Origin of the sequence: Parafrankia elaeagni, assembly GCF_000374165.1 — a bacterium.
Taxonomy (GTDB): Bacteria; Actinomycetota; Actinomycetes; order Frankiales; family Frankiaceae; genus Parafrankia; species Parafrankia elaeagni.
On sequence record NZ_KB893672.1, the window covers coordinates 38,521 to 51,471 of the forward strand.

Below are 12,951 nucleotides of genomic sequence, written 5' to 3' on the forward strand. Positions count from 1 at the left end.
AGCATGGTGGGTATGACGGACTCGGACGAGCGCGCCGGTGTCCCCGCGGCGCTGCGGGCGGCCGGGCTGGAGGTCCGCGACGACCCCGGCACCAGGGCGATGTATGCCACGGACGCGTCGCTGTACCGCATCCCGCCGCTGGCCGTCGTGCGCCCGCGGCATGTCGACGAGGTCGCCTGCGTCCTGGACGCCGCCCGTGCGTTCGGGGTCGGGATCACGGCCCGGGGCGCCGGCACGTCCATCGCGGGCAACGCGATCGGCCGGGGCATCGTTCTCGACTTCAGCCGCCATCTCGGCCGGGTGCTGGAGATCGATGCCGGCACCCGCACCGCCGTCGTCGAGCCCGGCACGGTGCACGCGGTGCTGCAGCGGGCGGCGCTGCCACTCGGGCTGCGGTTCGGCCCCGATCCGTCCAGCCACTCACGCTGCACCGTCGGCGGGATGATCGGCAACAACGCCTGCGGCAGCCGGGCCCTCGGCTACGGCCGCACCAGCGACAACGTGGTGGCGATGACTCACCTGCTGGCGTCGGGCGAGACGCTGCGCACCGGGTACGACGCCGCCGGCGCGCCGGTCGTCGACGGGCCCGCCCGGCTGCTGGCCGCCCTGCGCGCAGCGGCCGGCCGGCATCTCGCCGCGGCCCGCACCGAGTTCGACACCTTCGGCCGGCAGCTGAGCGGGTATGCCGCGGCGCATCTGCTGCCGGAGCGGTTCGACCTGGGCCGGGCCCTCGTCGGCTCCGAGGGCACGCTCGGCCTGCTGACCCAGGCCACGGTGCGACTGGTGACCGATCCCGAGCACCGGGTGGTGGTCGCGATCGGTTTCGCCGACATCGTGCGGGCCGGCGAGGCGGCGCCGGCGGTCGTGGCGTTCGGCCCGACGGCGTGCGAGGGGCTGGACCAGCGGCTGGTCGACGTCCTGCGCGGCCGGCGGGGTGACACGGCGGTCCCGGCACTGCCCCGCGGGGCCGCCTGGCTGTTCGCGGAGGTCGCGGGCGATGACCGCGCCGAGGTGCTCGACCGGGCCGGCGCACTCGCCGCGGCCGGCCTCGGGACGCAGGCCCGGATCGTGACCGACCCGGCCGAGCAGGCCCGGCTGTGGCGCATCCGCGAGGACGGCGCGGGGCTGGCGGGGCGGGCACCGTCCGGGCGCCCGGCCTGGCCGGGGCTGGAGGACGCGGCGGTCCCCCCGCAGCGGCTGGGCGCCTACCTCGCGCGCTTCGACGAGCTCGTCGAAGCGTACGGGCTGACCTGCGCGCCGTACGGCCACTTCGGCGACGGATGCATGCACGTGCGGCTCGACTTCCCGTTCGACCGCCCCGACGGGCTGCGGGTCCTGCGGGAGTTCCTGACAGCCGCCGCCGGGCTGGTGGCGGAGTTCGGCGGGTCGATCTCGGGTGAGCACGGTGACGGGCGGGCCCGCGGCGAGCTGCTCGCCCGGATGTACTCGGCCGACGCGATCCGCCTGTTCGGCGAGGTCAAGCACGCCTTCGACCCGGACAACCGGCTCAACCCCGGGGTGCTGACCGACCCCGATCCGTTCGACGCCGACGTGCGGATGGCCGGCGTCACCTACCGCCGGGACCTCGCCTTCGCCTACCCGCACGATGGCGGTGACCTGGCGGAGGCCGTCCACCGCTGCACCGGGGTGGGCCGGTGCCGGGCCGACACCCGCACCGGTGGTGGCGTGATGTGCCCGTCCTACCTCGCCACCCGGGAGGAGAAGGACTCCACCCGCGGCCGGGCCCGGGTGCTGCAGGACGTCGTGCGCGGCGACCTGGACTGGCGGGCGCCCGACGTCCACGACGCACTCGACCTGTGCCTGGCGTGCAAGGGGTGCGCGTCGGACTGCCCGACCGGCATCGACATGGCGCTGTACAAGGCGGAGGCACTGCACCAGAAGTACCGGCGCCGGGGCCCGCTGCGGCCCGGGTACCGGCTCGGGCTGCGGCCACGGTCGCACTACACCCTCGGCCGGCTGCCCCGGTGGGCGCGGCTCGCCGGGCGGGCGCCGCGGCTGGCGAACGCACTGCCGACGCTCCCGGTCCTCGGCCGGCTCGGGCTGTTCCTGGCCGGGGTGGACCGGCGCCGCACCGTCCCGGCGTTCGCGCCGGCCCCGTTCCGCCGCTGGTGGGCCGACCAGCTCGTGGGCGGGCCCGAGGCTGCCGACGGGCCGGGTGCCGGCACCCCGGTGCTGTTGTTCGTCGACACGTTCTCCGACCACTTCACGCCGGCGGCGGCCCGGGCGGTCGTGCGGGTGCTGCGCGCGGCGGGCTACCAGCCGCGGATCCCGTCCGCGGGTGCCTGCTGCGGTCTGACCTGGATCACCACCGGCCAGCTCGACACCGCCCGCCGCATCCTCGGCCGCACCGTGGCGGAACTGGCGGCCAGCGCCCGTGCCGGCATCCCCGTCGTGGGCATCGAACCGTCCTGCACCGCCGTGCTGCGCGCGGACGCCGTCGAACTGCTCGGCCGGACCGGCCACGCCGAGGAAGCCCGGCTCGTCGCCGCCGCCACCCGCACGGTGGCCGAGCTGCTGACCGCCACGCCGACCTGGGCGCCCCCCGACCTGACCGGCACCACGGTCGTCGCCCAGCCGCACTGCCACCACCACGCGGTGCTCGGCTGGGCCGCCGACCTGGCGCTGCTCGAACGTGCGGGCGCGCAGGTCACGACACTGAACGGTTGCTGCGGGCTGGCCGGCAACTTCGGCGTGGAGATCGGGCATCACGAGGTGTCGGTGTCGGTCGCCGGCCAGCATCTCCTCCCCGGGCTGGACGCCGCGCCGGGTGCGGTCGTCCTCGCGGACGGGTTCTCCTGCCGCACCCAGATCGCCGACCTGCGCGGCCGCCGCGCGCTCCACCTGGCCGAACTTCTCAGCCCCGACCCCGACCCCGACCCCGCCACGACCGCAGCGGCCGCAGCAGCGGGGTCTTCTTCTGCTGGTGCCCGGCCATCCGGCCCAGAATGTCGTCGAGCGCGGTGATCGCCTCGTCGATGTGCGGGCCCTTGTTCAACATCACGCACTCCGCGCGCTGCCCCATCGCCGCGTCGGTGATCTCCGCCCGCGCCGGCGTGCCGGTCTTCGCCAGCGTGTCCAGGACCTCCGTCGCCCAGATGGTCGGCACATGCGCGGCGGTGGCGAGCCAGAGGATCTCCTCCTGCAGCTCGGCGAGCCGCTGGTAGCCGCCCTCCACCGCCAGATCCCCGCGCGCGATCATCACGCCGGCCAGCGGAGCCCGCAGTGCCGCCAGCAGCAGGTCGGGCAGGTTCGCGAACCCCTCGGTGGTCTCGATCTTGAGGATCAGGCCGAGGTCGTCCCCCCGCCCGGCCGCACTGATCGCCTCCAGCGCCTGCTCGACGTCGACGGCGCCGCGCACGAACGAGATCGCGACCAGGTCGGCCATCTCCACGGCCACCGACAGCGCGTCCCGGTCGTCCCCGGTCAGCCCCTCGTGGGGGAGCCGGGTCCCGGGCAGGTTCACGCCCTTGTCCGCCCGCAGCTTCGCGCCGCCGCGGCCTGAGGCGCGCAGCACCCGGACGTCGATGCCCTCGGGATCCACTGCCTCGACGACACCGGCGATCTTCCCGTCGTCCAGCGAGACCGGATCCTGGGGGCGGACGGCGTCGAAGACCGCCGGGAAGGTACAGCCCATCGACGCCGGCCCGGCCGGATCGTCGGGACCCGTCCCCCCGGGCCGGGCCGCCCGCGGCGACAGATCGCGGGTCAGCCGCAGGACGTCCCCCTGGCGCACCAGGTGGTGGGGCGCCCGGTGCGGCAGCGGACCCACCGTGCACCGCTCGTCGCCATGCCGCAGTTCGAGCCCGGTCTCCAGACAGGTCGTCTTCCACGCCTCGACGGTGATCGTCGGATACTCCGTACGATCCGCATCCTCACCCCCGGCAGAGGATTCGCCCGCGTCCTCGGAGCCGGTGCTCGCAGGGCCGGAGCCCACCGCCACGACCCGCAGCCGGCGCCGGGACGAACGGGCGTCCCGCAGGGTGAGCTCGTCGCCGACCTGCACCCGGGCCAGCCAGTCGCCTGCCCCGAGCACCGGCACCCGCACCACCCCGTCCCGCGAGTCCGCCACGGGCGCGTCGACCACCTCGTGCTCCCCGTCGGGCACCGCGACCAGCTCGGCCGTGGCCGGCGTGACCGCCGCCCCCCGCAGGTCACGCACCGGCCGCAGGCGCACCACCTGCGGCCCCGGGTCGAGCGGACCGGTCCGGACCTTCGGGCCGGCCAGGTCCACCGACACCAGACAGGTCCGGCCCAGCTCCTCGGCGGCCGCCCGGACATGGGCGGCCATCGCCCGCCATTCCCGCGGCCCGTCATGGGCGGTGTTGATCCGCGCCACGTTCATCCCGCGGGCGACGAGCCGATGCACCAGAGCGGCGTCGGTTGCGGCCTCGCTCGGCAACGTGACCATGATCCGCACACCGTGCCGGGCCGGCGGCGGCCCCAGCAGCTCGCCGGCGTTCGCCTCGATCCGGTCCCAGCCCTCGTCGTAGGTCGGCACCCGGTCGCCCTCCACAGCCTCGGCGGACTCGGCGGAACTGCCCGGCCGCAGCTGCCCGTGCAGGACGTCCACCACCGCCCGCACCGTGGCCTCGACGCACGGCTCGCACCGCCCCAGCGAGGACAGCCCACGCCGGGCGAGCGCCTCCTGCACCGGCCGCAGGTCCCGGCCCCGCAGAGCCAGGTAGTGCACCATGTTCCGGGCACTGGGCCGGTGCCGCGGGTGCACCCCCTCGACGTCCGCGCTCCGTGCCCGCTCCGCCCGCCGCAGGTCGGCCAGGATGCCCGTCAGCTCGTCGAGTAACAGCTCCCCGGCCTCGTCGCCCGGCCGGTCCGCCTGGTCGGCCCGCTCGCCGGCCGGCTCCGTCCGCTCGTCCCGCCTCGTCTCGCTCGCCGCCGTCACGCCCGCCCCGCCCTTCACCTGGTCACAGCCTGCGAGGCAGGGCCTACCCAGGTTTCGGGCCCGGACGCCCGGCGGGGCGGGTGCCGGCCGGGCGAGGTCAGGAGGTGGTGAGGATGACGAGTTGGCGGGTGGCGCGGGTCATCGCGACGTAGCGGTCGACCGCGCCTTCGATGCCGTCGCCGAACGTCTGCGGGTCGACGAGGACGACCAGGTCGAACTCGAGTCCCTTCGCCAGCTCCGGCGTCAGCGACCGCACGCGGGACGTCCCCTCGAACGCGGGGTCGCCGATGACGCAGGCGATCCCGTCGGCGTGCGCGGCGAGCCAGGCGTCGAGGATCGAGCCCAGCTCCGAGGTGGAACCGCGTACGACGGGGATGCCGCTGCTGCGGATGGACGTCGGCACGTTGGCGTCCGGGAGCGCGGCGCGGATGACCGGCTCGGCCTCCGTCATGACCTCCTCCGGCGTCCGGTAGTTGATGCTCAGCGAGGTCAGGGTGACCCGGTCGAGCCCGGCCCGCTCCAGCCGTTCCCGCCACGACTCGGTGAAGCCGTGCCTCGCCTGCGCCCTGTCTCCGACGATCGTGAAGCTGCGGGACGGGCAGCGCAGCAGCAGCATCTGCCACTCGGCGTCGGTCAGTTCCTGCGCCTCGTCCACGACGATGTGCGCGAACGGGCCGGCGAGCAGGTCCGGGTCGGCTCTGGGCAGCGCGCTCTCGTCGACGAGGGCGTCCCGCAGGTCCTGCCCGTGCAGCATCGTGATCGCCCCCTCGCCGTCCTCGTCGGACGCGAGCAGGTTGTCGATCACCCGGGACATGCGCTCGCGTTCCGCGGCGACGGAGGCGGTGTGCCGGCGCCGGCGCCGCGCCACCTCCGGGTCGCCGAGCCGCTGCCGCGCCGCGTCCAGGATCGGCAGGTCGGACACCGTCCAGGCCTTCGCCTGCGCCTGCGGGCGCTGCAGCTTCCGGACGTCCTCCGGACCGAGCCACGGAGCGCACCGGCGCAGGTAGGCGGGTACCGACCACAGGTCACTGACGAGGTCGGCCGCCTCGACCAGCGGCCAGGCGTTGTTGAACGCCGTGAGCAGAGTCTTGTTCCGCAGCAGCGACCTGCGCAGCAGCTGCTCCGGGGCGTCCCCGTCATGCCTGTCCACGAGGATCGTGAGCAGCTCCTCCAGGACGACGTCCCGCGCCTCGTTGTGCGGGACGTCGGGATCCGGCGCGTCGAAGGCCTCGGCCCAGTCGTCGGCGCTCAGCGGGATGTCGTTCCAGTGGGTGGCGACCGTCATCCCCCGGGCGGGGGGCTCCTCGTAGAACCGGACGGCCGCCTCGACCGCCCGCACCAGCTTCGCGGACGACTTCAGACGGGCCGCGTCCGGATCGGTCTCGACCCTCGCCGCGGCGCCCTCCGCCACCAGGTCCCGCAGCGTGCAGGTCTGCACACCCTCCTCCCCCAGACTGGGCAGGACGTCGGAGACGTAGGCCAGGTAGTGCTGGTGGGGGCCGACGAACAGCAGCCCGCCCCGGCGGTGGCCGAGCCGGGGGTCGGAGTAGAGCAGGTAGGCGGAGCGGTGCAGGGCGACGACCGTCTTGCCCGTACCCGGCCCGCCGTCGACGACGAGCGCGCCGTCGGACCCGGCGCGGATGATGGCGTCCTGGTCGGTCTGGATGGTGCCGAGCACGTCCCGCATCCGGGGCGAGCGGCTGCCGCCCAGGCTGGCGATGAAGGCGGACTGGTCGTCGAGCGCGGCATGCCCCTCGAACCCGTCGGCGGCGAACACCTCGTCCCAGTAGTCGCTGATCCGTCCGCGGGTCCAGCGGTACCGTCGGCGGCTCGCCAGGCCCATCGGGTTCGCGTGCGTCGCGCCGAAGAACGGCTCGGCGGCGGGGGAGCGCCAGTCGAGCAGCAACCGACGTCCCGCACCGTCCGTCAGGCCGATCCGCCCGACGTACAGGGGCTCGGAGCCGAACACGCCGGTCGTGTCGTCCGTCCCCTCCATGCCGGCTGCGCCGACCATGTGGCCGAGGCACAGGTCCAGGCCGAAGCGGCGCAGGGTGCGCAGGCGCGCCGTCAGCCGGTAGACCTCCTGGTCACGGTCCAACGCCTGCTGGCCCGCGCCGCCGGGCGCCCTTCGCGCGATGTCGAGGCGGTCGGACAGGTCGGCGATCGACTGCTCGAGCGTCTCCGCGATGGCGGCGAAGTGCTGCTCGTCGGCGGCGATCAGCGCCGGCTCGGCCTTGGCTGCGAGGCGCTCGGGGAGGTCGAACGCGCTGGTGGTCAGGGGATTCACGTAATGAGCTCCGTTGTGAGGTCGCTGGCAGCCGTTGCGCATGGCAGGGCGCCTGGACCGGCGTGACGAATGTGGCGGCATGACGAATGTGGCGGCGTGGCGAATGTGGCGGCGTGGCGAATCTGGTGGCCAGTAGCCGTGGCGAGCAGAGCTTCGCCTGGTGTGGAGCCGTGGCCGTTGTGGGTTCAGGTCACCCGACCTGGTAAGTCCTCTGGTTCCGGGCCTGGGTGGCCCCTGCTCGGCGGGCTCGCCTGGTTACACGATCTCCCATGGGTCACGGTGACACCGGCCGCCTTTCCCTGCCGACCGTGTCCCGGCAGACCTGCCGCCGACGGCGGCGTCTCCCCGGCCACCGGCGCACGCACCGACGGGCCGGACGGTACAGGTGGCGCGCCGACGTCTGCCGACCGCTGCGTGAAATCCTCGTCGGGCGGCGCACCCCCGTACGTCCGCGCCGCGCCCGCAACCGCGCCGCGAGCCACCACCGTCGGCTCGACGCCACCGCGCGATCCGTACGTCGACAACGACACCCGCATTAAGTGATTCCCGCTTCCGTAGTTCCGGCCCCGGCCAGCGATTCTGAGGTACGAACCGCGTCTTGACGCAAGCCCCCCAGTCTGCTATATCTTAGAGGTGGACGAGAGGATTACCTCTCCCATCGGTGTCATCTGCAAAAGCGCAAAATCTCTGGGTGAATATCCTCTGGGTGAATAGTGTCCCCAGTCGCGCTGTCCCCAGTCGCGCGGCACTCCTGGGGGTTGGAAATTTTGACGCGATAAAGTTTATCCCTTTCGCCTGGTGTGTTTTTTGGTGTTATGGGAACGCGGCCGAAATGATGGCGGTCAAGGTCGGTGCGCCCCAGGCACCGATGCATCTCGGGCCGCTACCGGAAATGCTCTTCCCGGCGCAGGCTCTGGGAGCCGGGCCTGCGCCTCCGTGCAGATCGCGACCGCGGATCGGCCCCGTCGGCCGGCCGACGGGCAAGCCTCGCTCCAGCGGGTACCAGAGCAGGATGAGGAGCCTGACCTTGGCCAGGACGAGCCTGGCAACAGTGGTGGCCGCCGGGGTCGGCGCGGTCGCGACAAGCCCCGACTCGGCCTGGTACCTGTCGCTGGACAAGCCCGCCTGGCAGCCGCCCCGCGCAGCGTTTCCCGCGGTCTGGACGCCGCTCTACGCCCTGACTGCCCTCGCCGCTGCCCAGGCGCTGGACAGCAGCACCGGCGATGACCAGCGCGGGCGGCTCTGGCGGGCATACGGCATCGATCTGGCCCTGAACGCGGCCTGGACGCCGCTGTTCTTCCGGGCCCGGCGCCCTCACCTCGCGCTCGCGGAGATCGTCGTCCTGGACGCGGCCAATGTCGCCCTCCTGCTCAGGGCCTGGCGAGCCGACCGTCTCGCCGGGGCGGCCCTGCTGCCGTACCTCGCCTGGACCGGCTTCGCCACCGCGCTGAACGCCGCGATCGCCGTCCGCAACCCCGGCCGCTGACAGTGCCCACGGACGCGAGGCGCCACGCGGCGTCTCCGGGCGCTCAGGAGCGTGACGCGTACCGAGCCACCCTCGGGCACCTGTCGCCGGTCGACGGGTGCGTGCTCATCGATGGGCGTCCTCGCCGTCGCCGACGAAGTCGAAGAGCCGAAGGTCCGGCAGGTACGGCAACGTCGGTCCGACCAGCCGATGGGTTCCGACACCGATCAGAAAACCGTCCTCGCCGTCGAAGCCCACCTCCTCGAATCCCGCGTCGGCGAACCAGGACCGTATGGAGGGAGTGAGATCGGGCGAACGGCGATGACGTGTCCAGATCACGGTCGCGCCGGGCCGACACAGCCTGCGCAGCTGCTCGACGGTGTGCCGCACGTCGGCGTCGCCGAGGTTGCCGAACACCCCGCAGACCAGAGCGAGGTGCGCCGGCGCGACGCCCTCGTACATGCCGGTGCCCGAAGCGTCGCCGACCACGATCTCGACCCCGCCCAGCCCGGCGGAACGTGCTTTGTGCCCGGCGTCGGCGGCGAGTGCGGGGTCGAGTTCCACCAGCCGGGCCCGCACATCGTCGCGACGTGGATGGTCAGCCAGTACACCGAGAATGTCCCGGCCCTGGCCGGCACACATGCTCAGTACACGGATCTCTCCCTCCGGCTGCGCGTCCAACGTCTGCCGGATGCGCCGCTGGACGAGAGCGAGGCGCCGGTGCAGGGACGACCCCGCGACGTCGTACTGCCGGTGCCAGCCGACCCAGTGGCGTTCGGGAGCAGAGTCATCCATCTGTATCCCTTCCTCGGTCGGTCCAGTATGGGTGCAGGACGCGCATCGTCCCCGGGAGATTTACTACGAGCTGGTTCCGCCGCTGCACGCCCGGCCGCCCGAATCCGGACGTGAGCCGCAGTCCGCGCTCCCGGTACCGCCGCCGTGGCGTGCGTCCGCAACGGGTACCACCGTCACGATGCGCACGGGTCGGGGCCTCCTCGGTGATCTGCGGACCGGTCGGCGGAAAGCGTCCACCACGGGCCGGGCCGGGTAGGTCTCCCGGGTACAGCCAGGGGCAGTGTCGAGGGGAGATTGCCGTGCGTGTCGGCCTGTCCTTCTGAGGGTGGCTCTGGCGCGCGGGGTGACGGCTAGAGTGTTCGAAAAGTGGTTGACTGATCTCTGACGGTGACGTATATCTGCCGGGGTCGCGTGAAGGTGGCGAGGATGCCGGCGATCCGGCGGACAGGCCACGGTTCACCCGCTCGTGTGAAGGAGAGCAGTGCGAATGGCGAGGATCGCTCTGTTCGGGGCAACCGGGTATCTCGGCGCGGCGACAGCGGCCGAGCTGCGGCGCCGCGGCCACGACGTCACGCCGCTGCGGGCGGTTCGCCTCCTGGTTCCACCTGGTCGCCGCGGGGCCTCCTCCGGGCAGCTCGCGGCCCCGGCGACGGTTGAGGAGACCGCTGAGCAGGTGACGGAGCAGGTTGACGGCGTCGCGCTGGACCTGCTCGACCACGACGCCGTCGTCAACGCGGCCGGCCTGCCCTCGGCCCGGCAGCGGACTGTCGACGAGCTCCACGGCGCGAACGCGGCCTGGCCGCTGCTGCTGGCCCTGGCCTGTGCGGAGGCCGGCGTGCCGCAGCTGATCCATCTCAGCTCGGTCGCGGTCCAGGGCCTGGCGCCGGTGCTGGACGAGCGCGGCACCTTCTCGCCGGTCGACGAGTACGGCGTGTCCCGGATGAGAGGCGAACAGCTGCTGGCCGCGATCCGCGACCGCGACCGCGACGGCGACCCGCAGATAACCATCTACCGCATTCCTTCGCTCTACGGGGCTGGCCGGCGTCCCTCCTACCCGCTCGCGTCGTTCCCGCGGCGGTTGCCCCTGGTCATGGTGGGCGGCGGCAGTCAACCGGTGGCCGCGGCACACGTCGGCGCCGTCGCGGCGGGGGTCGCCACCCTCGTCGGTGCGGCCGACCCGCCGGCGGTGGTGACACACCCGGCCGAAGGCCACACCGTGCGTTCGATCTACCAGGCGTTCGAGCCGGGACGTCCCGTCCTGCGGGTGCCGGGCATCGCCCTCAGGGCCGGGATGGACGTGCTCGCCAGGTTCGGCCCTGACACGCGAGCGGCCGTGATCCGCCGCCGGCTCGGGCTTGCCCTCCGCGGCCAGCGCCAGGCCGCCAGCTGGTTCGCGGAGCATCCTCCCGCGCTTCCAACCGATCAGACCGATCAGACCGATCAGACCGATCAGACCGATCGGACCGATCGGACCGATCGGACCGATCGGACCGATCCGGCTGCAGCGGAACCGGCGGCCCCGGCGCCGGAACCGGCGGGTGTGACCAGCCTTCGTAGTTCACCGGAATGACCGTGGGGGTGGACGCACGAGTGTGTAGAGACCGAGCGCCTCGGCCGCCCTGAGGCTGTAGGACGGACAGCCCGTGACCGGGAACCGCACCGCGGGTGCCGCCCTCGCTTCGACCGGTCGCCGGCGATGCAAAAATCGTCGCTCATGGTGGTTCTGCACGATCGAGTACCGGGTCCGCCGGCCGGACGGCCTCCGGTATGACCGCGCTCGTGGTCATCGGGGTCAGTGGCTGCGGCAAGTCCACCCTCGCGTCGGCCGTCGCCGAGCGGTTGGGACGTCCCTTCCTGGAAGGGGACGACCTGCACCCGCCGGCGAACCGGGCGAAGATGACCGCCGGTTCCGCGCTGACCGACGACGACCGGTGGCCGTGGCTGCACGCCGTCCGTGACTGGATGGCCACGTGCACCGACGGTGTCGTCGCCTGCTCGGCGCTGCGCCGCAGCTACCGCGACCTGCTGCGGACGGCGGGGGACGTCCTGTTCGTGCACGTCGACGTGCCCGAGCCGGAACTGCGCCGGCGGCTCGCCGAACGCCGCGGCCACTGGATGCCCGCCACTCTGCTCGACTCGCAGCTGGCCGTGCTCGAACCCCTCGGCCCCGACGAGGGCGTCACCGTCGACGGCCAGCTCCCCCCGGAACGGCTCACCGACCAGCTGGCGACCCTGGTGCGGCCGGGGTAACGTCCCCCGGGCCCGCGGCCCGCGGCCCGCGCCGTGGTCGGGCCTATGCCGCAGGTGGGGACAGGAGTACCGTCCTCACCTGCCCGTCTGGCGCAGGGGTGAGCCGGCGGACGTCGGTATCGGGGGGCTCGCATGTACCGTCCTGCCATCAGTCGCGTCCGTGTCGTCACACGCGTGGCCCTGCTGACATTCATGATCTTCGCGTCGCTCGGCCTGGCCGGCTGCGGTGCCTCCGCTGACGACGAGGCGACAGCGTCGCCGCCGTCGACCGCGGAGTCCGCGGGAGCGCCAGGCGGCGGCAACTCCGGCAGACGGACCGCCGACGGTGATGTGGCGATGACCGCCGCGACGGCGGCGTCATCCGACGGCACAGCGAATCCCTGCGGCATCATCTCGCGGGCGGAGGCCGAGCAGCTTGCGGGAACTCCGCTGGCCGGCGCGGAGGCGGTGGACGAGACCTGCACCTACGTCGCGCCGCCGGACGGTCCGACCGCCCAGGTCGAAGTCCGCGTCGGGGAGACGGCGCAGAACTACTACGCCGCCGAGCGCGACACCGGGCACCAGCTCCAGCCGCTGCCCGGCGTCGGTGACGAGACCTTTGTCGGGGACTACGCCGTCTTCGTCACCGAGGACGGCTTCTCCGTCTCCGTCAGCCTGGTACGCAGCAACGACCCCGCGGAGAACCGCGGCTCTCTCGAGGACCTGGCCCGCACGGTCGCCGGCCGCCTCTGACCCCGTCGACGGCGGCGCCGTCCACCAGGGCGGCGCGCAGGAGACGGTCCTGCGCGCCGTCGGCGAGGCCGTGGGCGTCCGCGAAGTGGATGAGACGGTGCGCGTCGAAGGTGTTGGCGGTGACGGCCTGGTCGAGGCGGTAGGCCAGGCCCTCCGCGGCGGCCAGCGCGGTCACGCGGTCATTCATCGCCGCGGCCTCCGCCGGGCTGACGCCGTACTTGCCCGTCAGCATCTGCGAGGTCGGGATGTTCTCACCGCGCCGCTGTGTGGGATCGAGCTGGAAGCTGCGCCAGACGACCTCGACCTCGCCCGCGTGCTCGTACGAGTCGAGTGCCTTCTCCAGCCGCCGCTTGCCGATGTAGCACCACGGGCAGACGACGTCCGACCACACTTCGACCTTCACGGTGCGTCACCTTTCCTTGCCCTGGGCCGTCAGCGGCGGCGACAACATCGCCACTCGGACAATTCCGCCGGGCCGGGCAACCGATCACGGTCACGAAA

The 12,951-nt window shown here is 73.2% G+C and carries 9 protein-coding genes; 5 read left to right on the forward strand and 4 right to left on the reverse strand.

Going from position 1 to position 12,951, the window contains the following annotated elements:
• Positions 1-12: 12 nt before the first annotated feature.
• Complete coding sequence (locus B207_RS32370) at positions 13-2,985, forward strand: FAD-binding and (Fe-S)-binding domain-containing protein (protein WP_018635174.1); 2,973 nt, start codon at positions 13-15, stop codon at positions 2,983-2,985.
• On the opposite strand, the gene B207_RS37825 is transcribed toward B207_RS32370, so the two are convergent.
• Together B207_RS37825 and helR are read right to left on the reverse strand one after the other, a co-directional pair.
• Positions 2,876-4,939 carry a pyruvate kinase gene (locus tag B207_RS37825; protein WP_230204817.1) on the reverse strand — a complete coding sequence of 688 codons (2,064 nt, stop codon included), beginning with the start codon at positions 4,937-4,939 and terminating at the stop codon, positions 2,876-2,878. The genes B207_RS32370 and B207_RS37825 overlap by 110 nt on opposite strands.
• Before the next feature lie 79 nt (positions 4,940-5,018).
• Positions 5,019-7,208 (reverse strand): RNA polymerase recycling motor ATPase HelR, encoded by a 2,190-nt coding sequence (helR, locus tag B207_RS0103770; RefSeq protein ID WP_018635178.1) that lies wholly within the window; start codon positions 7,206-7,208, stop codon positions 5,019-5,021.
• A gap of 1,012 nt (positions 7,209-8,220) precedes the next feature.
• On the opposite strand from helR, the gene B207_RS0103775 reads away from it, so the two are divergent.
• Entirely contained in the window at positions 8,221-8,694 is a 474-nt protein-coding gene (locus B207_RS0103775; RefSeq protein WP_026310642.1) for a TspO/MBR family protein, read from the forward strand.
• Positions 8,695-8,799: 105 nt separating this feature from the next.
• Here the strand turns inward: B207_RS0103775 and B207_RS0103780 are convergent, their stop codons facing one another.
• Complete coding sequence (locus B207_RS0103780; RefSeq protein ID WP_018635180.1) at positions 8,800-9,468, reverse strand: class I SAM-dependent methyltransferase family protein; 669 nt, start codon at positions 9,466-9,468, stop codon at positions 8,800-8,802.
• Between the two features lie 487 nt (positions 9,469-9,955).
• Here B207_RS0103780 and B207_RS32375 point away from each other — a divergent pair, with 487 nt between their 5' ends.
• The 3 genes from B207_RS32375 (at position 9,956) to B207_RS0103795 (ending at position 12,450) form a co-directional block, all read left to right on the forward strand.
• Entirely contained in the window at positions 9,956-11,038 is a 1,083-nt protein-coding gene (locus B207_RS32375) for an NAD-dependent epimerase/dehydratase family protein (RefSeq protein ID WP_018635181.1), read from the forward strand.
• A gap of 197 nt (positions 11,039-11,235) precedes the next feature.
• Positions 11,236-11,718: a gluconokinase gene (locus B207_RS0103790; RefSeq protein ID WP_018635182.1), complete on the forward strand. Its 483-nt coding sequence runs from the start codon at positions 11,236-11,238 to the stop codon at positions 11,716-11,718.
• 174 nt (positions 11,719-11,892) lie between these two features.
• Complete coding sequence (locus B207_RS0103795; RefSeq protein WP_230204819.1) at positions 11,893-12,450, forward strand: DUF3558 domain-containing protein; 558 nt, start codon at positions 11,893-11,895, stop codon at positions 12,448-12,450.
• Here the strand turns inward: B207_RS0103795 and B207_RS32380 are convergent.
• Positions 12,368-12,853, reverse strand: coding sequence for a DsbA family oxidoreductase (locus B207_RS32380; RefSeq protein WP_018635184.1), 486 nt, complete (start codon positions 12,851-12,853; stop codon positions 12,368-12,370). The genes B207_RS0103795 and B207_RS32380 overlap by 83 nt on opposite strands.
• Positions 12,854-12,951: the final 98 nt, after the last annotated feature.